At 43.1% G+C, this 19,154-nt stretch carries 17 protein-coding genes; 7 read left to right on the top strand and 10 right to left on the bottom strand.

Annotated features, from left to right (window positions below):
* Nucleotides 1–68 precede the first annotated feature (68 nt).
* Both IQO02_RS09345 and IQO02_RS09340 read left to right on the top strand, forming a co-directional pair.
* A complete protein-coding gene (locus IQO02_RS09345) occupies nucleotides 69–1,025 on the top strand; it encodes a LysR substrate-binding domain-containing protein (RefSeq protein ID WP_016795849.1) in 957 nt (318 codons plus the stop codon).
* A gap of 30 nt (nucleotides 1,026–1,055) precedes the next feature.
* Nucleotides 1,056–1,376: a heavy metal-binding domain-containing protein gene (locus IQO02_RS09340; RefSeq protein ID WP_004730185.1), complete on the top strand. Its 321-nt coding sequence runs from the start codon at nucleotides 1,056–1,058 to the stop codon at nucleotides 1,374–1,376.
* Nucleotides 1,377–1,567: 191 nt separating this feature from the next.
* Here IQO02_RS09340 and IQO02_RS09335 read toward each other — a convergent pair whose 3' ends face one another.
* Nucleotides 1,568–2,824, bottom strand: a complete 1,257-nt coding sequence (locus IQO02_RS09335) for a peptidoglycan DD-metalloendopeptidase family protein (protein ID WP_102282568.1) — start codon at nucleotides 2,822–2,824, stop codon at nucleotides 1,568–1,570.
* A 145-nt stretch (nucleotides 2,825–2,969) separates the two neighbouring features.
* On the bottom strand, nucleotides 2,970–3,809 hold the full coding sequence (locus IQO02_RS09330) for a tetratricopeptide repeat protein (protein ID WP_010428829.1): 840 nt from the start codon (nucleotides 3,807–3,809) through the stop codon (nucleotides 2,970–2,972).
* Nucleotides 3,810–4,134: 325 nt separating this feature from the next.
* Between IQO02_RS09330 and IQO02_RS09325 the strand changes: the two genes are divergently transcribed.
* Complete coding sequence (locus IQO02_RS09325) at nucleotides 4,135–4,602, top strand: cytochrome b (protein ID WP_016795851.1); 468 nt, start codon at nucleotides 4,135–4,137, stop codon at nucleotides 4,600–4,602.
* 99 nt (nucleotides 4,603–4,701) lie between these two features.
* Here IQO02_RS09325 and IQO02_RS09320 read toward each other — a convergent pair whose 3' ends face one another.
* The 5 genes from IQO02_RS09320 to IQO02_RS09300 all read right to left on the bottom strand — a co-directional run bounded on the left by IQO02_RS09320 (nucleotide 4,702) and on the right by IQO02_RS09300 (nucleotide 10,044).
* The gene (locus IQO02_RS09320; RefSeq protein ID WP_016795852.1) at nucleotides 4,702–5,130 is read right to left on the bottom strand and encodes a hypothetical protein; all 429 of its coding nucleotides are present in this window, start codon (nucleotides 5,128–5,130) and stop codon (nucleotides 4,702–4,704) included.
* A 116-nt stretch (nucleotides 5,131–5,246) separates the two neighbouring features.
* The gene (locus IQO02_RS09315; RefSeq protein WP_010428820.1) at nucleotides 5,247–5,513 is read right to left on the bottom strand and encodes a hypothetical protein; all 267 of its coding nucleotides are present in this window, start codon (nucleotides 5,511–5,513) and stop codon (nucleotides 5,247–5,249) included.
* Nucleotides 5,514–5,762: 249 nt separating this feature from the next.
* Nucleotides 5,763–7,532 (bottom strand): ABC transporter ATP-binding protein, encoded by a 1,770-nt coding sequence (locus tag IQO02_RS09310; protein ID WP_016795853.1) that lies wholly within the window; start codon nucleotides 7,530–7,532, stop codon nucleotides 5,763–5,765.
* Nucleotides 7,526–9,289: an ABC transporter ATP-binding protein gene (locus IQO02_RS09305; protein WP_010428815.1), complete on the bottom strand. Its 1,764-nt coding sequence runs from the start codon at nucleotides 9,287–9,289 to the stop codon at nucleotides 7,526–7,528. Before IQO02_RS09305 ends, IQO02_RS09310 begins: the two co-directional genes overlap by 7 nt.
* Before the next feature lie 236 nt (nucleotides 9,290–9,525).
* Nucleotides 9,526–10,044 carry an NUDIX hydrolase gene (locus IQO02_RS09300; RefSeq protein ID WP_102282569.1) on the bottom strand — a complete coding sequence of 173 codons (519 nt, stop codon included), beginning with the start codon at nucleotides 10,042–10,044 and terminating at the stop codon, nucleotides 9,526–9,528.
* 369 nt (nucleotides 10,045–10,413) lie between these two features.
* Between IQO02_RS09300 and IQO02_RS09295 the strand changes: the two genes are divergently transcribed.
* Nucleotides 10,414–10,674: a DUF333 domain-containing protein gene (locus IQO02_RS09295; RefSeq protein ID WP_016769158.1), complete on the top strand. Its 261-nt coding sequence runs from the start codon at nucleotides 10,414–10,416 to the stop codon at nucleotides 10,672–10,674.
* A gap of 164 nt (nucleotides 10,675–10,838) precedes the next feature.
* Here the strand turns inward: IQO02_RS09295 and IQO02_RS09290 are convergent, their stop codons facing one another.
* Entirely contained in the window at nucleotides 10,839–11,717 is an 879-nt protein-coding gene (locus tag IQO02_RS09290) for a YdcF family protein (RefSeq protein WP_010428806.1), read from the bottom strand.
* A 356-nt stretch (nucleotides 11,718–12,073) separates the two neighbouring features.
* Between IQO02_RS09290 and IQO02_RS09285 the strand changes: the two genes are divergently transcribed.
* The 3 genes from IQO02_RS09285 (at nucleotide 12,074) to IQO02_RS09275 (ending at nucleotide 16,382) form a co-directional block, all read left to right on the top strand.
* Nucleotides 12,074–13,444: an L-serine ammonia-lyase gene (locus IQO02_RS09285; protein WP_010428804.1), complete on the top strand. Its 1,371-nt coding sequence runs from the start codon at nucleotides 12,074–12,076 to the stop codon at nucleotides 13,442–13,444.
* Nucleotides 13,445–13,918: 474 nt separating this feature from the next.
* On the top strand, nucleotides 13,919–15,397 hold the full coding sequence (locus tag IQO02_RS09280) for a peptide MFS transporter (protein ID WP_010428801.1): 1,479 nt from the start codon (nucleotides 13,919–13,921) through the stop codon (nucleotides 15,395–15,397).
* Nucleotides 15,398–15,599: 202 nt separating this feature from the next.
* Nucleotides 15,600–16,382, top strand: coding sequence for a siderophore-interacting protein (locus IQO02_RS09275; RefSeq protein WP_010428798.1), 783 nt, complete (start codon nucleotides 15,600–15,602; stop codon nucleotides 16,380–16,382).
* A 119-nt stretch (nucleotides 16,383–16,501) separates the two neighbouring features.
* On the opposite strand, the gene gntR is transcribed toward IQO02_RS09275, so the two are convergent.
* Both gntR and gndA read right to left on the bottom strand, forming a co-directional pair.
* Complete coding sequence (gene gntR, locus IQO02_RS09270) at nucleotides 16,502–17,503, bottom strand: gluconate operon transcriptional repressor GntR (protein ID WP_080572703.1); 1,002 nt, start codon at nucleotides 17,501–17,503, stop codon at nucleotides 16,502–16,504.
* A 139-nt stretch (nucleotides 17,504–17,642) separates the two neighbouring features.
* Nucleotides 17,643–19,151 (bottom strand): NADP-dependent phosphogluconate dehydrogenase, encoded by a 1,509-nt coding sequence (gene gndA, locus IQO02_RS09265; RefSeq protein WP_010428792.1) that lies wholly within the window; start codon nucleotides 19,149–19,151, stop codon nucleotides 17,643–17,645.
* Between the last annotated feature and the right edge of the window lie 3 nt (nucleotides 19,152–19,154).

Genomic DNA, 19,154 nt, shown 5'->3' with positions numbered 1-19,154 from the left:
ATTTTAGAAGCGTGACGTGATGAAAAATAGCGAGTAATATTAACCATAACTGTAAGGAAAACTTACCTATGAAAAAGCTCGTTCCGCTTAAATCCGTTTATGCTTTTATTGCTGTGGCTGAAACTGGCAGTATGACCGAAGCCGCACGTGTTTTGTATGTCAGTCACTCTGCGGTAAGCCAAGCCATAAAGTCACTAGAACAACTGGTTAATAAGCCTCTATTTCAACGAGTAGGTCGTCGCGTCGTTCTTAATGCCGCGGGTAAACGGTATTACCGAAAAGTCGCTCCTGCACTTGAGCAAATCATAGATGCCACCGAAGAACTGGCCAAAACGCCTAACGATCACCGCATTACACTCAATATGGTGAATTCACTGGCGATGCATTGGTGGATTCCTCGAGTCCCCGACTTCCAAGCCTTTGCTCCTTCTCTTGATATCCGTATTTCCACGTTAACCGGCCCTTTTGATATCGAGCAGGAAGGGGTAGATATTGCCCTTGTCCATGGCAAACCTAACGAATGGGATCGCTATTACAGCGAGAAATTAGGCGATGATGATCTGGTATTGGTGTGTAGCCCTACCTTGTTGAAAAACCAAACGGGACTGAGCGTTGAGCAACTCGTGAAACAGAACCCAACCATTGGCGCATTTAACCCTAGGCGAAAGCACGACTGGCAAGTGTGGTGTGATCATTATCAAATCCCAATGCCCGCATTTCATAGCAACCTAACATTTGATATATCCATTCAAGCCGTGCAAGCTGCGATTCGTTCTCTTGGAGTGTTGGTTACGCATCGCTTGTTTGTGAAAGATGACATCAGCCACGGCATGTTAGTGGAACTGGGTGAACCCGTTGCTAACCCGCACCAAGATTTCTACTTTGTTTGCCCAAAAAACAAATTAAAACAAGAAAGTGTGCTAAAACTGAGATCATGGTTAAGGCATGAATTCGCACACTCAGAGACAACATTGAGCGATGATACTCAAGGACAAGACCAAACTATCAATCCATGCAGCGAGTAGAAGCTCAACAAGCGGACAAGAGAGGCTATTATGATTATTACCACCACACAATCAGTCGAAGGCAAGCGCATTGTCGATTACAAAGGGGTTATCGCAGGAGAAGCTATTCTAGGCGTTAACGTTTTCAAAGATATGTTTTCAGGCATCCGTGACTTTGTTGGTGGGCGTTCTGGCACTTATGAAAAAGAGCTAGAGAAAGCACGTAACTACGCCTTCAAAGAGCTAGAACAAAAAGCCATTGAAGCGGGTGCAAACGCAGTTGTAGGCGTAGATATCGATTACGAAGTGTTGGGAACAGGCAATGGCATGCTAATGGTATCGGCGAGCGGTACAGCGGTTGTCGTTGCATAGTCAATCCATGCCACTGATAAGCCAAGAAAACGAGCTACTAAGCTACTAAGCTACTAAGCTACTAAGCTACTAAGCTACTAAGAAAACAGTATCTGGCTGATGAACTAGTCAACAATTCTCCCTTCCTGTCGAACAGGAAGGGAAATCAACAACCAATAGTTATAGGTTAAATGAGTCGTGGCCACCGTAAATCAACTTGCACTGCTCTTTTGATCAGTAATCAAACCATCAAATGAAGCAATTCGGGCAAGGAACTCTTTCTTATTTTGAGGAAGAATAGAGCTTGTCATTGGTAAGTTCGCCTTCATCGCGTTGACCGCTCGACCACGTACCAAAACTTCAAAATGCAAGTGAGGACCGGTTATACGACCTGTTGCGCCAGATAGCGCAATTTTCTGGCCTCGTTTCACTTGTTGGCCTTTCTTAACTAAGAAACGGCTCAAGTGTAAGTAACGAGTTTTGTAAACACTGTTGTGCTCAATCACCAAGTATTTTCCTGCATATGGGTGATTGCGAATCGCTACAACCCGACCATCACCCGTTGAATAGACTGGCGCACCAACTGGTGTCGCAAAGTCAGTGCCATTATGAGGCGATATACGCCCTGTCACAGGATGCTTTCGGTATGGGTTAAATGATGAAGTAATCCGACGGAACTGACGAGCGACCGGGTATCTATCGAAGGCTTGCTCTAAGCTGTTACCCGCTCTGTCGTAAAAGCGACCATCTGGAGCTAAAAAAGCCGCTACTTCTCGGTTTCTCAAGTTAATAGAGATACCTTGAACTTCCGTTTTGCCTGTTAAGTGATTATCGGTGTACTGCTCTTTAACCAACACATTAAAGCTATCACCTGCTCTTAGCTCCCTTGCGAAGTTGATTTTGTCTCTCAAAGTTCTGGTTATATTAGCTATCTGGGCCGTTGTTAACCCCGCTTTATATGCTGACGTCGAAAAACTGCCATGAACGGTGCCTGCATAGAGCTTTTCCTTCCATTCTCCAGGCACTTCATGGAATTGGTAGTCAAAGCTTCCATCATTATTTTTAGTAAAGACAGCCTGTTCTACGAGACTTTCATGGAAAATTAACTCAACGAGCTGTTTAGAGTCACCATCCAGAAGCAACTCTAGATGATCACCAGGTTTTATTGTGTCCAATTTCAAAGACTCAAGATCTGCTTCCATCACCTTTTGAACCGTTCCATAAGGCAGTTTCCATGACGAAAATATGTTGCTTAGCGTGTCGCCGACTTTCACAAAATAATGGACTTTAACGAGAGAGTTGGAACCCGATTGCGAATGCACCTTGGCCACATCACTCGATTGAGAATCTTGATAAGGTGTTATTTTGATAGAGACTTCTTGTACTGGTTCTGAATGAAAAGAGAGCAAAGTAGCAAGAGAAAATGCGCTGATCGCAATAATGATCAGGCCGGAGCGGAGAAACTTCATAAAATATTTAACGGTTTATAACGATGAACTCATTCAAATGTTATAACATAACAATTTAGTTTATTGAACAAGTGAAATGTAAGAAACCGTTCTGTAAATCCAATAAAAAGATGATGGGCTAATAAAGCCCATCGCCTTTCAAATATTACTCTTCGAAAAGAGCCTCAAATCGTTCTAAACCTCTTAGCATCTCAAAATCAGGCTCTTCAGCTAGTAGCTCTCTCATAGAACCACTTGTTTCAATCGAACGCTCTAAATCATCGATAGCTTGACCTTCTGCACCTAATCTAGCGTAAGCACAAGCGCGTTGGTACAGGGCATGAGCATTTTGATCATCTACCTCAAGTACGCGGTTGCACAGACTCATCGCCCAATGGTATTCCCGCATGTCCATTGCAGCATCCGCTTTGTGTGTCAACGCTTCCAAGTCACCCGGACGAACCTTCAAAATTTCATCATAAGTTTCAATTTTCTGTTCAGCAGTCTGGGCATTTTGCGCTCTCAGCCATAAATTGTGAATCTCATTGATGATCTCAATCTCTCGGTTGTTCTCCGATATGATTCTGGTCTTACGCTTAAGGTCCCTTTCAAGAAGGTTAAATTTCTTTTCATAATCTTGAGCAATCGAATTCAGCCGCTGGTCGGCCATTTCTTTGGTGGTATGTTTGAGCTCTTTAAGTGATTGCCACCCCACCAACGCAATGAGTGAAGCAACACCTGCAATAATGTAGAAGAAATAAGTCACGGTGACATTCGCATAGTTGAGCGACTTGTCGGCAACAGACAGTTCACGATCGGTCATCTGTATAGTTAGGCGTCTCTCAAGATCTTGTTGTTCCATTCGCAACTGCTTCAACTCATCTAGGATGTAGCGCTCCATCAGTGGTCGGTCTACATACTCTTTGTCTGAGTATTTAACTTCCTCGCTTGCAAGGCTCATGGTTGTTACCAGTGAGAACACTGCAATCAATAGAATTCGAAGCATTTATACTTTCCTTATATGTCTTATCTTTGTGTCACTGTATCTCGTTATGGCAATACAAGCTAGGGAGTCAGATGATTTGCTGTCTTGGCATTGGAATTAACACTCTAAAACATCATTGATAATTATAAAACATTTGAAGAAAAATCATTAATTTCTAACTAATAAAAATGCCCAGTATTACTGTTCTATATAATTAATTCGTGATGCAAATATACCGATGATTGATTTATAGCATCCCGTGGAATCTTATATTTATAATAATTAAACCGAGGTTAATTTGAGTAATACGCGATACGATTTAATGAGCCGTGTACTGCACTGAGTCATGGCTTTCGTCATCATCGATGCAACAACCGCAGGGTATGTGATGCACTATGTCACTAGCCATCCAGAACTGTTTTCTTTTCTGTCTGTGCTTAATATGTCATTGGCAACCATTGCAACACCGTTGCTCATTGCACTTTATATTTGGAGCCATTTTCGCTCATCACCGGAGATGCCACTCTCAATCCCAAAGCGACAGAAGTGCATTGCTAAGCTTGCACACTCTTTGATGTACCTAGTGATGTTCATGGTGTTCAGTACCGGTTATTTGATGCTAAAAGAACCTTATTCGTTATTTTGGCTGGCCACCGTCGATAATCTAATTACCGATCCTGCAATCAACGGCTTCTTTTTCTATTTACACCGTGCCAGCTGTATTGCCCTAGCCTGTTTAATTGTTCTTCATATTAGCGCAGCACTGAAGCACCACTTTGTCTCTAAGAACTATGTATTGAAGATGATGCTCTAGCTTTAAACCCTCTTTAAAGTTTAATTCTTAACGCTCGAGTTTCCTACACACAAAAAAAAGCCATAGCATGGTTGCTATGGCTTTCTTCTTTTAATTTGGTTACTTGCTGTGAGTATCTATCATCACTTGCCAATATTCACATTTGGCTAAGAACTCTTTTAAGTAAAGCTCTGGGTTAGCAAGCTTCTCGCCGCCTTTCACATCAGCGCCAGTCACTCGCCAAAAGCCACGAGTCACGAGATTTCTGTGGTAAATAAAGTCGTTAAGTTCGTTTGTTTTTAACGGAAGCTGTTCACCAAAGGTTTGTTCGTACAAGCTCAACGTAGCAGCTTGCTCACTTGGTTTCTCTCTTAGAAAGGTATCCAAATCCAGTGACTGCTGTGCTTCTTTCGGTAACGCTTTAGCCAATTTAGAGATAACACTGAACAGAGCCAACTCAACTTTTTGAGACGCTAATAACGATGCACCTAAAAGCGCATGTTCATTGGAAATGTGTTGCTCTGTTGATGAAACGGTTGCTGTTGTCACTGTGTTAACCTCAAATAATCATAACGGGTGTTACTGAACTGGATAGAGTCTTTTAATTAAGCTGAATCTTATTCTTGTCATTAAGAAGAATCTTGCAGCTAAGCAGAGTCTTTCAACTAAGCAGAATCTTTTAGTAGAACGCGATCAGCATCAATAATAGTGAAGCCTGATGCGTCTTCATTCTTTTCGACTTGTACTAAACCTTTAAAACCAATTTGCGACAATTTCTTCGCAAGCTGATCTGGTGCAGTTTCGAACACAACGTTCATAAAAGGTAAAGACTCCGCGTCAACAAAGCCATGCTCGTTAAACAACTCCATTGCATGAGATAAATAGTCTGAGTCGGTTAATTCAATAATTTCTACAACTTCTTCCAACAACATTTTCGATTCCATATTCGCCAGAAAGTGACTGACACAAGCAACATTCGTCTTGCTCGCATACATCCCGATGCCCAAAGACACCCCTTTAGTAGTAGGGAAATCATAACATATTAATAGTCGTAAAATATGTTTTATTTCCCCTAAGCTATTGGGGATATTAGAAAACTATAGAAACTAGTTAAGTATAGGTGAGGCAAATCTATCCTATTAAAGTGGTGATCAGACGTCGAGCTTTCAAGCGACTGTAGCTTAAGAGTCGTTCGTTGCTACGATTGATTCCTTCAATAAACCGGCATAAACACCATTTTGTATCACCAGCTGCTGGTGATTACCTTGCTCAACGACTTGACCCTTATCTAATACTAGAATCGTGTCAGAGTGACGAACGGTGCTCAGGCGGTGGGCAATCGCAATCACGGTTTTTTCCTTGAAAAGACGCTGCATCGCTTTTTGGATAAAGTCTTCAGTAATAGAATCTACCGAGCTGGTTGCTTCATCAAGCATCATCAGTTGTCCACCTTGGGCAACTGCTCTAGCAAACGAAATCAGTTGCGTTTGACCAACAGAAAGGTTGGAGCCATTCTTTTCCAAATGGAAGTCATAACCTTGAGGGAGTTGTTCAATAAACTTATCGGCATAAACATAGCGCGCAGCCTGTTCAACATCAGTTCTAGATAGGTGCGCTTTTCCCAGTGCAATATTGAATTGGATTGATTCTTCAAACAGGTGCACATCTTGCATCATCATTGAGAACAAATGAGCGGAGTCTTCGCTTGAGATCTGTGACAGCTCAATGCCATTCAACAAAATACTGCCTTGATAGTCTTGATAGGTTTTAGAGATCAAACGCAGAATCGTTGACTTCCCAGAGCCCGTCGAACCCACCAGCGCGATTTGGTGCCCTTTCTGCAACACAAAAGAGACATTCTTTAACACGTATGGAGAGTCGTCTTTGTAACGGAAACTCACGTTCTTAAACTCAAGACTCACAAACTGTTCGAGCTGTTTTTCAACCTTGTTAGATGGCAGCAGGTTGCGCCCTTCCTCTTCTGTCGGCTCAACAAACAACTCTTCAATATGGTCAAAAGCGGCAAATGAACTCTGAATCGAAGCTATTTGGGAGGTAAAGTCTCGAATAGGTACAAACACTTTCTCTAAGGTGTTGATGAAAGCAATCAGCACACCTAAAGTCAGAGCCCCTTCAATAACTTGCTCTGAGCCATACCAGATCATGATTGCGATAGTGACTGAAGTAATACCAGAAATAAACGAGAACAAAATCGCATCGTATTTATTAATCTTTTTCTGCGCTCTCAAGAATTCATCGGTATAGCCTTGATAGCGCTTTTCGACTTGCTCTTCCGCTCGGTACATCTGAACGGTTTTCATGCCAAACAAAACTTCTTGTAGAAAGCCAATACCGCGAGCCAATGTAGAACGGGTAACTTTATACAATGCTCGAAGTCGATTTCTCACATACACCGTTAAGTACATCACTGGCGGCATGATAACCAAAACTATCAATGTTAACTGCCAATCAATGAAAAACATCATCACCAACAAAGCAATGGTGTTGATACTATCTTTCACTAAACCGACAACTGATTGAACAAAAGTCTCGCCGATGGTTTCCAAGTCACTGGTTAACCTTGAAAGCGTGACACCAATCGGAGTGTTATCAAAATAGCTGCGTGGGAGTTTAAGCACGCGAGCAAACAATACTGAGCGCATGTCAGTTATCGTGTATTGCCCCGTTTTACGCAGGTTATATGAATAAGTGGTATCCACTACATAGCTAGCCACCAGCACAACAACGAGATAGAAGACATACTCGAGCAATCCATCCATATCCCCATGACTCAGTTGTACATCGATCACTTGAATGATCAGCCACGGGAACAACAAACTCGTGATGACAGAGAGAGGAAGCATTGCGATACCCAGAATCGCAGAACCTTTGTATTTCTTAGCAAACTTAAAAAAGTGCTTGAGGTACTTGAGATCAACACCTTTTAACATGCTGCTGCCTCCGTTTCATTCTGCTGTAGTTGCCATGTATCGTAATAGTAATCGCACGTTTTCAATAACGTGGCGTGGTCGCCCTTCGCGATCACTTTGCCTTCATTCAAGACGATGATTTCATCCATATATTCAAGGGCATTCACGCGGTGTGAAACCACAAGAACGGATTGATTTTCCAAACGCTTAAACAAGCCTTCTAAGATCCTACGTTCTGTTTCATAGTCGACAGCCGATAAAACGTTATCCATAATAATCAGGTCGGTTGGCTGCAATAAAGCACGAGCAATACTTAATCGCTGCTTCTGGCCACCAGACAACATGATCCCTTTTTCACCGACTAAGGTTTGATCGCCATGCTCAAAGCGAGTGACATCACTGGCTAACTGACTTAGCTCTAAAACCTCATTAACCTGACTCTTCGCTAATTCAGTATCTGAACTACCAAAACGAATATTGTCTTCAACAGTTGCGGAGAACAAATAAGGGTCTTGAGTCACAGTTTTCACGTAACGACGTAAGTCACTGCGTGAGAAGCTAGTGATATCTCTTTCGCCAAGGAAAATAGAACCTTGTGGTACATCCAAGTGGTGGTTCAAGCAGTTCACTAAGGTTGTTTTACCCGCTCCGATTCCGCCTAGCACACCTACTTTCTTACCTGCAGGAATGTCAAAGCTGATGTCATCGAGAATCAGACGTTCTTCACCTGAATAGCTGAAGTTGAGGTTGCGAATAGAGAACGTTTTTCCCTTCAGCGATTCAACGTCTAACTCAGTAAGCTTACCTTCATCAAGCTCTGGAACTTTGGCATTAAGAATGGTTTGTGCACTTTGAATGCCCACCATGCCACGTTGATAAATGGTCGCGATTCTGCCTAATTGCATCAATGGCATTGCCAACAAAACGGAGTAAGTCAGAAAGGCGGTAATCTCACCAAGGGTTAGCTCTTGTCTCATTAACATGTAGCCACCAAGCCCAAGAATGATGATTTTCATCAGGTCATTGGCGTAGTCGAGTACCGGCATAAAGAAGACTTGGATACGTGTAATTTTAAGGCGGCATTCAAGTAATAACTGATTAAGCTTTTCAGTTTCAGCTTTCACCCAAGGTGACATCTGCTGGCTCTTAATCAAGTCAATCCCAGATAGGTAACTCATTAGCTGAGCAGACAGGTTTTGCAGACGTTTCATGTGCTCTAAATGCAGTGCTTTCATGCGTTTAAAACCCACACGGAAAATCACAAAAGCGATTGAGATAGGAATAATCGAATAAAGCGTTAATTCTGGCGATATGCGCCACATGTAAAGAGGTGTCAGCGACAACGCCAGCAGCGCATTAAAGAACTGGAGGAAACCCACACCAAACAACAAGCGTATGCCACCAAGATCATTATTGATAATGGATATTAGCCGACCAGAAGCAAAACGCTCATGAAAACTATTCGGTAAACGATTTAACTTTTTGAGCAATGTACTTTTAAGTGCAGCCTCTGTAATTCGCCCTGGATTAAGCGCGTAAATACGAGACAGAATACGTACTACTACCATAGCGACCGACATGCCAACTACCATCCACACATAACTTTGAAGTTGTTGATGGCCACTGGGAGAAGCATCATCAATCAAATCTATGGCGAGTTGAATATAGCGAGGGATCTCAACTTGCAACCAGTTGACGAGAAAAATGAACACAATCGCCAAAAAGTAAGAGGTGCGATTCATGCGCAGGTAATGGGCAATAAACTGTCTTTTATTCATAGTATTCTTTGTTTAGGGCAGGCTCACAGCGAGATTTAGCGATTTAGCGATTTAACCGAGCAGTTTAGCTAAATAGGGTCATCGCTGAGGTAAAGGTACATCAAAAACACATAGTTGACAATATCAACCATATTTAATAATTAGTTTTCGCTATTACATTTTAGCATCGCTAGAAACAAGTTTGCCGCCAAAAGTGGCGGCAAGTAAAAAGCTTAACAGGCTTGTATTGATAAAGGCTAAAGCATCTCTTTGGCAATCAAATGCAGCAGAAACGTTTCCCGCTCAATGCTCATGCCCTTTTTAGGGCTCTCAGCCATGGTCTTCTCGTTATGAGCAATTGCGTCATGAATGTTAATCCAAACCGGTTTCATCCCGTTTTTCACTTCATAATCTTCGTAAGCCGTTTCACCAAGCTCACTATCGATCTTGCATGAGTAGCAGTAAGAAATCATGTGCACTATGTCCGCATCATCTTTGTACCAAGGACGAAATTCTTCAAAAATGCCGAACGGCTTGATGCTATGGATATTCTTAGCGCCAGTCTCTTCTTCCAATTCACGAACCATACCAGCAATGACATCTTCACCTTCGTCCAAGCCACCACCAGGGATGGTGTAGTCGTGATAACGCTCTGTATAAAGCATCAGAATGTCTTCGCCATCTAACACAATGGCACGGGCAGCGTTGCGCTTATAGACCGTTTTATTGTCTAGATGATCGATATCAGGATGGATGGTTGTTTTTAGGTGTCTCATGATTCTGACTGCTTTACTGAATTTGGCGGCATCATATCATAATCATCAATAGATTCGAGGCTCACATCCCCACACAAGTACACCTGCTTTCTCCATGTTGCCTTGGTGAGTTCATGGCTCTCGATTCGCAATAACCAGCGCACACCACTAACCAGCCGAAAGTAGCTCAATAGTCACTTCACTCAAGTTAGCTTGATCAAGCACTCAAAAAGTTATTAAACATAAAGAAATATCAACCTATTTCAATATCTTGACCAAATTAGGACAACCTTTTCTGAAATCTAAAATATACTCATTTCATAGAGCTTCTAAACTGGTTCTGTAGAACTTAACGTATTCACTTTTAGATTTATCACGTAGGAGATGAACATGAAGAAAATTGGTTTGATGGCTGTATTTGCCGTTGTATTGGGCGGTTGTGCGAACGATTATGCAGAATATAGCGAAGGCCAACGTGTATCAGTGGCTAACCCTGCTGCGGTTTACTGTGTTCAACAGAATGGTGAGTTAGATACTGTCACTGAAAACGATCAACGTACAACTTACTGTGTATTCGAAGACGGTGAACGCATTGAGCAGTGGGAATACTACCGCAACCACCACGAGCAAGATTCAGAAACCCAAAGTTAATCACTGTAATACAACACATGAGCCTTTTGGCCAATGTGACGGGCGGTGATTACGTTCGCGTGATTAAAAAATCGCAGAAGAAGGCACAAAGCTTCGAGCTTACTGTCTGATTGCCTTTGCGAGTTTAAAGGCCGTTATTGGCATCACGAGAAAGAAATAATCACCTATCGCCACCAGCGATGTGTGAGATCCGATTCCGGATCTAAATAACGGTTCAATAAAGTCAGGTTAGTATCTAGCAGTGCTAGATATTCCCTGACTTTTTTTATGTCAGTATCGACAGGAGTTTGCTGGATACAGCGCTCCAATATTGGGAGTAAACTGTCCACAATTTCAAAGTGAGATGAACGCCCAACGAGTTCCTTTGCGGCTATCAGTGCTTCCAAGGACAACCTTTCAGGCTCACGCCTTACGGACTCCAAGTCTCTCTCAAATGCGCCCGCAGAGACACCTTCAAGATAGACTCGGTAGGTCGTCAGTACATCCATCAATAGAAACAATTGCCCTTGAGTACTTTGATGAGGATATGGCACCGCAACATGAGCCTCTAGCTGACGATCTATTTGCAGCTCTACCCCAAGTGCAGAACACTTCTCGACTAGAACCTTAAGCAAACCTTGCTCGTCCATCAACATCTGGATGTCAAAAATACGTTGCAAGTGATAGTCGTTAGAAATGAATGTTACCCGTACACTCTGCCCACGAGTAAACAATCCACTGTCAATCATTTCTGAAGCTAGGTTTTGAATATTCTCTACTGTATTTGTCGAAAGCTGTTCTAGTAAAACTGCACTCAGCATAAACGGAACTTCACATTGACTTTCCAGATTTCGAAAATACGCGTGCATTGCATCAGCTTCGGAGATTGTCTGGCCCTTTGTCACTCCACCACAAAATGCAACCGCAGTTTGCTGATTCGACTCTTCTACCAAAAGCTCAGCAAGATATTCAACCAGAGCATCAACTCGACTGATTCCTTCATCAGTCAATTTATTCTCATTAAGTCGCTTACCCAGCACAATAAGGAGGTAATTAACGCTCATTTTATGTTCAAGTCTCGTTTTTATGATTAGATGGAGTGAATTATGTATACAATACTTATTAACAAAAGTATTTTGAAATCCTTATGGGTAGTTCGCAATCATGCTCACGATTGCAAGCATCATCATAAGTGCGCAAGAGTTAACGTGCAGCTATAAAACAAAATAGCACGATCTTGGGTTTCATCGCTCTACGCTTGTTAACACGAGCTTCAATAAAAGAGACGTTTCAAGCAAAGAACCAGTTTAATCGAAGAACTGTTTCACCCAGAGAACACGTTCACTGAAAAAAGTGAAACGAACAAAATACAAATTTTACACAGAGTTCGTTCATCGAACCGTCTTCACAGGAAGTTACTATGCTGTCTATTTTTGACATTTACAAAATCGGGGTCGGGCCTTCCAGCTCCCACACCAATGGACCAATGATCGCTGGGTTCAATTTTACCCAAAAGATTGAACCTGTACTTGGTCAAGTTACCCGTATTCAAATTGACCTATACGGCTCACTATCACTAACAGGCATCGGTCACCATACCGATCGTGCAACCCTGTTAGGTTTACTTGGTAATCGCCCTGACACCATCAAAATAACCAGCGCTAATTTAGCTATGCGTAAAGCAATTGAAGATAAATCTTTGATGGTTAGCGGTAGCCACGAAATTCATTTCGATGCAGAAAGCGATTTACTCTTCCACAAAACCAATCTTCCACTTCATGAAAATGGCATGACTATCTCTGCGTTTGACGCAAGCGGCAGTCTTCTGGAGATGGAAACATACTACTCCATTGGTGGTGGTTTCATTGCGACCGCTGATGAACTGCAACACGGAAAGCAAGAGTCGAAAACACAAGTAGAGTTCCCTTTTTCTTCTGCCGATCAGCTTCTTGAACTGTCTGACCAGAATGGACTTAGCCTCGGTGGCCTAGTCCTGAGAAATGAAATTTCTTTCCAAGGTATGGATGTGATTGATCAGAAGGCGGACCAAATTTGGAAGGTGATGTCACTGTGCATGCAACGTGGTTTTGATACAGAAGGGATACTTGATGGCGGTTTGGATGTGACGCGCCGAGCCCCTGCTCTTTTGAAAAAGCTTGAGGCGAATGCTTCGATTGAAAACGATCCAATGGAGATCATGGATTGGATCAACCTTTTTGCGTTTGCTGTGAGTGAAGAGAATGCAGCGGGTGGGCAAGTTGTGACATCCCCTACCAATGGCGCAGCTGGGGTAATCCCAGCAGTATTGATGTATTACCACCGCTTCATTAAAGAGCTAGACACTAAACAACTCAAAGATTTCTTGGCAGTATCTGGCGCAATTGGCATCTTGTACAAAACCAATGCTTCAATTTCTGGAGCTGAAGTCGGTTGTCAAGGCGAAGTCGGCGTATCTTCATCAATGGCGGCTGCAGGTTTGACAGCTTTACGCGGCGGCAGTAACGAACAGATCTGTATTGCGGCAGAAATCGCGATGGAGCACTCACTGGGCATGACATGTGACCCTATCGGCGGGCTTGTTCAAGTACCGTGTATTGAACGTAATGCTATGGGTGCAATGAAAGCCATCAACGCTTCACGTATGGCATTGAAACGCACCAGCAAGTGTCTCATCTCGTTAGACAAGGTCATCGCAACCATGTACCAAACAGGTAAAGACATGAACAAGAAATACCGTGAGACATCTTTAGGCGGCTTAGCGGTGATCCACATGGCGCCACCTTGTGAATAGTTAATTTACGGTGAGCGATAGAATAGGGTGAATAGTGGATGTAATAAACTGTTTAATACACTACAACGATTCGTCTAGATAACCTCTCACCCAGGCCGTATTATTATATAACTTAGTTATCAATACCCCGACAAAGCCAGCCGACAAGCTGGCTTTTTTAATGGCTAGAGCCCAACGGCGAATTGAAATGGATAAGTACCTAGCAACCGTTACAAGACAGTCAACGTTAATTTTCCCTTTAATAGCTGGTTATTTAACCACGAACACAAATGGCTAAACTTCACGCAACCATGCATCCACTAGCAAAATCTAATATTGCACATTTCATTCATGAAAAATATCAATGGTCTCATGAGAAAAGATATATCGAGTAAAGTTCTGTTTGGGATGCACGTTTCATTTTATGTATCGCTACTAATGATATTATAATTGGGTAATTAAACTACATATCAACACAAATGTGAGAATAAAATAATGTGGAATAGATTAAACAAATCAATGATGTTCTGCCAGATGATGTTTGGACTTTCGTTCTATGGCGTCATGGTGATCTTGACTCGTTTCTTCCTTGAAGATCTTAACTACAATGAAGCCGACACCATGATGGTTGTAGGTGCTTTCTCTGCAATTGGTCCACTATTTGCGATTGCAGGTGGCTTTATTGCTGATAAGTTTTTAGGCGCATACCGATCTTTAACCATTGCCTTTCTTGGATTCGCAAGTGGTTATGCTCTACTGGTACTCGGTGCTGCAGCGACTAATGTGCCGATGGCATTATGTGGTATTGCTTTAGCGAGTTATGCGCGTGGTTTGATGTCCCCTTCTTACCCAAGTCTTTACAAACGCACGTTCAAAACTCAAGAAGATTTCGAAAACTGCTACCCAATCAACTACTCAGTCAACAATATAGGTGCTCTGTTAGGTCAATATCTGTTCCCAATGCTAGTTCTTATTGTTGGTTTCAACGGTGGCTTCCTTCTTTCAGCTATTTTAGCGGGTGCCGCGCTTCTGATGATGATCTTTGTTCGCAAAGGCCTTGTTGAAGCCAGTGCTGAAATCGATCAAACCCCTGTAAGCACTAAAAACTGGGCTGCGTTCCTTGGTCTCTCTGCCGCTATGATTGGCTTGGTATTCTTCATGTTCTCTAACATGGATATTGGCCAAAACATCGTCTACGCAATTGGCGGTGCAGCGATCATCTACTTTGTCTCTTTGATGATAAAATCGAAGAAGTCAGATATGCTGAAAATGGGCACCATTTTAATCATCACATTCTTGACGACATGTTTCTTCGTATACTACGGACAAATGATGACTTCGATGACAATGGTAGCGATCAACACTATGCGTGGCGATCTATTCGGCTTCATCCCTGTTGCTCCAGAAGCTTCAATGGCAATGAACCCACTGTGGTGTATGGTTGCCGGCCCTATCATTACGGGCATCTTCTCTAAACTAGAAAAGAAAAACATTCACTTCTCTACTGCAACCAAAGTAGGTTTCTCTTTCATTCTGACGGCAATCGCTTTTGGTATCTTAACAATGGCAGTAACGACCGTTGGTGACGATATTCTGATTCGCCCTGAAGTATTCCTAGCTATCCATTTCTTCCTAGCATTTGGTGAAGTTATTGTTGGTTCTATGGTTGTAGCCTTCATCCTGTCTGTTGCACCTAAGCACATCGAGAACTTCTCAGTAAGCTTGTTCTCTGTTGCAATTGCACTATCAGGTATTGTTGGTGCGGTATTCTCGACCTCTATCGCTCTAGAGAAAGGTCAACAAATCACGCAAGAGATCGTACAAACGGTTTACGGCGATTACTTCCAAATGCTAACTGTTTTAGCGGTAGTGATGGTGGGCATCGCAATGGCTGCATCGTTCATTATTCGTAAGATGCTAGAAGCCGCGAAAACGGCTGAAGAAACGATTGAACTAGAGCAAGCAAACAGCTAGTTCCGCTCGCTTCAACCCTCTCTAATACATCAAGCCCTTTAGTTTTCCTAAAGGGCTTTTTTGTTGAGATTGTTACTAATATAAACGAGAGCATTCAAGTCATGTGACATCTGTGTAAATAAAGGTAAATGATAACCATTAGTATTGAGTATACTCTGAATCAGGATTATGATGTAGAAATCAAAATCTAAGAGAGCCTTATATGAGCAAGCCTAGCCCCATCACATTAACCGTTACTCAAACCTCAACAATTACACCGAATATGCAGCGTATAACGCTTAGTGGTGAGGGATTAAGTAAGTACCCAACAGAGTGTGCCGGTGGCTACATCAAGCTTTTGTTCTCGCCACTAGGCACGACTGACTTAAGCCAACTGAATGACGGTGAGCGCCCAACCATGCGCACTTACACCATTCGTCAATACAACCCTACAGAGAAGTTTATTGAGGTTGATTTCGTACGCCACATCACCACAGATCTGCAATGTGGCTTTGCCGCAAGATGGGCAATGAACGCAGAAGTAGGTGACACGGTTTCAGTGGCAGGCCCTGGATTAATTCAAGGGCTGAATCTAGAATCGGATTGGTTCTTCTTGGTAGCAGATATGACGTCGCTACCTGCGCTCTCTGCAAAAGTAAAAACGCTTCCGGAAACAGCAACTGGTCACGCTGTCATTCAAATCAATTCTGCAGCAGATAAGCAAGTACTTGAAACCCCTCGAGGCATCAATGTAACCTGGTTGATTGAAGATGAAACCTCAGAGTCACTTTCACAAACCGTGCGTAACACAGAATGGTTAGATGGTCAGGTTTCAGTATGGACAGCGTGTGAATTTGAAAGCATGCGCGAGCTAAGGCAGTACTTCCGCAACGAAAAAGAAGTCGCGAAAGAAAACATCTACATCAGCAGTTACTGGAAACGTGGCGTCACTGAAGATGGTCACAAAGTATTGAAGCAACAAGATGCTCAATCTTTAGCGGGTTGAGCCTGTTACTACATACACTTTTTGCTAGATAAATAGAAAACGCCCTTAGGAAATTCATATCGTTAAGGGCGTTTTAGTTTGAATCCGATGAAGATGAAGATCAAAGCCGAAGTGTAAAATTAAATACTCTCCCCCACTTCAATCTCATAACCGAGGTCCAACTTCGCTATCCATTCTTTATTACCTTGTAGACGCGCTACTACTTGCTCTGCAGCGACTTTACCAATCTGCTCCCTAGGTGTTACGACAGTCGCTAAACGAGGCGTCATCGCCACCGTAATGTCATGTCCGTGGAAACCTGCAATCGCCATCTGATCAGGTACTTGAATACCACGACGTACACATTCGTAAAAGGCGCCAATCGCTAAATCATCGTTAGTACAAAAGATACCATTCACTTCTGGGTGCTTTTCTAATAGTTCACCAATCAGCTTTGCGCCTAAAGTAAACGAGGACGCGTCTTCCGTTTGCAGCGTTACTGGCGTTTTATCGGCTTCTTGCATCGCATGCTCATAGCCTGCCATTTTCAATCGAGTACGTTCATCCATTCGAGCAGCCAAATAAGCTATATTGGTACGCCCTCGTTCGAGCATGGTTTTGGTCATCGCTCTAGCCGCTTCGAAGTTATCAAAGCCAACCGCTTGTTCAATTCTTGGCGACACTGAATCCATAATTTCAATCACAGGGATAGAAACAGTCTGCAGCATTTTACGCGCTCTATCGGTGTGCACGTTTTCTGAAAGGATAATCGCATCAACGTTGTAAGAAAGCAGTGAAGCAATGCTCTGCTCTTCGAGTTCAGCGCTATAGCCATAGTGAGCAATCATGGTTTGGTAGCCTGCAGGTGCGGTAACTTGCTCAATACCACGAATAACCTCAGCAAAAACTTGGTTGGTTAACGAGGGAACTAGCACACCAATCGCATTGCTTTTAGCGTTGGAGAGAATATCTGGCGCACGATTAGGGATATAACCTAGCTCGTCTACTGCATAGCTGATCTTATCTCGCAGCGCTTCTGATACTTGAGAAGAGTCTCGCAGGCAGCGACTGACGGTCATTTTAGTGACACCAACGAGGTTGGCAACATCTTGTAATGTAGGACGTTTTTTCTTATTCGACATAATTAGTAATTATTATTTTTGAGTTATGTTACTGGTAACAGTGTATCCGACTGACGTGGAATTTGAAGCCTAATTTAGTAAAATATTGATACAGCCTCATAATTACAAACGCCCTCTTGTTGAGGGCGTTATTGATTGTTTAAACGTTCACTTTGACTTCAGTTCTTGGAGACTGACTCCAAGTGACATGGAATTTTTCAGCTTCATCTCTATCGACTCGCGAATAAGTATGAGAGCCAAAATAGTCACGTTGCGCTTGCAAAAGATTTGCAGGCAACACCTCACAACGTAATGAATCGAAGTAACTCAGAGCAGAGCAGATCCCCGGCATCGGCACACCGTACAGAGCTGAGTTCGCTACCGCGATGCGCCAAGCAAGCTCGCGCTCTTCCACTTGTTTGATGAAAGCCTCATCAAACAATAGATTCGCTAGCTCAGCATTTTGTTGGTAAGCCGATGTGATGCTTTGCAGGAAAGCGGCACGAATAATACAACCCGCTCGCCAAATCTTAGCAATTTGAGTGAAATCGAGATTCCATCCCTCTTTGTCTGACGCTGTTTTCAGTAAATCAAAACCTTGCGCATAAACAGACAGTTTGGCGCAATACAAAGCATCATGAAGTTCAGAGACAACCTCTGTTTTATCCAACTGACTCGCATCCGCAATATTACCTTTCAAGAGTTTGCTTCCCTGCACTCGTTGCGACTTTTGACCGCTCATTGCACGCGCATAAACCGCCTGTGCAATCGTTGGAGTCGGACACCCTTCTTGAAGGCTGTTAACTGCTGTCCACAATCCCGTGCCTTTCTGTCCCGCTTTATCAAGCACAACATCAACAAATGGCTTACCCGTTACAACATCTTCTTGTTGAAGGATGTCGGCACTAATCTCCATCAGATAGCTGTTCAGCACACCGTTGTTCCATTGCTCAAAGACTTGTCCAATCTCTTGAGCTGGCATATCAAGCACACCACGCATGAACTGGTACACTTCGCAAATAAGCTGCATATCGGCATATTCAATACCGTTGTGTACCATTTTTACATAGTGCCCAGTGCCAGAAGGACCAACATACGCCGCGCACGCTTCACCCGCTTTAAACTGAGCAACCGGTAGCCCATTAGCATCCACTTTTGCAGCAATCGCTTCCCACATCGGTTTCACATATTGCCAAGCCGATTGGTCGCCACTCGCCATTAGCGCAGGGCCAACACGAGCGCCTTCTTCACCACCAGAAACGGCGGTGCTAAAGAAACGAAGCTTGCCTTTGTAGTTCACTTCGCGTGCTTCGGTATCTGTCCAAAGGCTGTTACCCGTATCGATAACAATGTCGTCATTTTCTAGGCCAGCATCAAGCAAGCTATTCAAGACGATATCGACAGGGTTTCCAGCAGGAACCGACAACGCAATAACACGCGGTTTTGCTAAGCCCTGCAGCACATGTTCAAGGCTAGTGCCTTTTGTGAACCGCCCTTTACCTTCAAACGTCTCATTGAGTTGCTTAGCTTCCACACAAGCGCGATCAATGTTGTCGATGTTTAGATCGAAGCCCGCAACATTAAAGCCGTTATCCAATAGGTTGAGCGCAAGGCTTTTGCCCATCACTCCTAAACCAATCATCGCGATGTCATTTTTTATCTGAGTCATGGT

The organism is Vibrio sp. OPT24 (assembly GCF_015163545.1).
GTDB classification, from domain to species: Bacteria; Pseudomonadota; Gammaproteobacteria; order Enterobacterales; family Vibrionaceae; genus Vibrio; species Vibrio cyclitrophicus.
Note: the sequence above shows the minus strand (reverse complement) of the source record. Positions and strands in the feature narration are given on the sequence as shown.

Coding starts and splice junctions, on each gene's coding strand:
- IQO02_RS09345 (WP_016795849.1), top strand. CDS start 69: ATGAAAAAGCTCGTTCCGCTTAAATCCGTTTATGCTTTTATTGCTGTG.
- IQO02_RS09340 (WP_004730185.1), top strand. CDS start 1,056: ATGATTATTACCACCACACAATCAGTCGAAGGCAAGCGCATTGTCGAT.
- IQO02_RS09335 (WP_102282568.1), bottom strand. CDS start 2,824: ATGAAGTTTCTCCGCTCCGGCCTGATCATTATTGCGATCAGCGCATTT.
- IQO02_RS09330 (WP_010428829.1), bottom strand. CDS start 3,809: ATGCTTCGAATTCTATTGATTGCAGTGTTCTCACTGGTAACAACCATG.
- IQO02_RS09325 (WP_016795851.1), top strand. CDS start 4,135: ATGGCTTTCGTCATCATCGATGCAACAACCGCAGGGTATGTGATGCAC.
- IQO02_RS09315 (WP_010428820.1), bottom strand. CDS start 5,513: ATGTTGTTGGAAGAAGTTGTAGAAATTATTGAATTAACCGACTCAGAC.
- IQO02_RS09310 (WP_016795853.1), bottom strand. CDS start 7,532: ATGTTAAAAGGTGTTGATCTCAAGTACCTCAAGCACTTTTTTAAGTTT.
- IQO02_RS09305 (WP_010428815.1), bottom strand. CDS start 9,289: ATGAATAAAAGACAGTTTATTGCCCATTACCTGCGCATGAATCGCACC.
- IQO02_RS09300 (WP_102282569.1), bottom strand. CDS start 10,044: ATGAGACACCTAAAAACAACCATCCATCCTGATATCGATCATCTAGAC.
- IQO02_RS09295 (WP_016769158.1), top strand. CDS start 10,414: ATGAAGAAAATTGGTTTGATGGCTGTATTTGCCGTTGTATTGGGCGGT.
- IQO02_RS09290 (WP_010428806.1), bottom strand. CDS start 11,717: ATGAGCGTTAATTACCTCCTTATTGTGCTGGGTAAGCGACTTAATGAG.
- IQO02_RS09285 (WP_010428804.1), top strand. CDS start 12,074: ATGCTGTCTATTTTTGACATTTACAAAATCGGGGTCGGGCCTTCCAGC.
- IQO02_RS09280 (WP_010428801.1), top strand. CDS start 13,919: ATGTGGAATAGATTAAACAAATCAATGATGTTCTGCCAGATGATGTTT.
- IQO02_RS09275 (WP_010428798.1), top strand. CDS start 15,600: ATGAGCAAGCCTAGCCCCATCACATTAACCGTTACTCAAACCTCAACA.
- gntR (WP_080572703.1), bottom strand. CDS start 17,503: ATGTCGAATAAGAAAAAACGTCCTACATTACAAGATGTTGCCAACCTC.
- gndA (WP_010428792.1), bottom strand. CDS start 19,151: ATGACTCAGATAAAAAATGACATCGCGATGATTGGTTTAGGAGTGATG.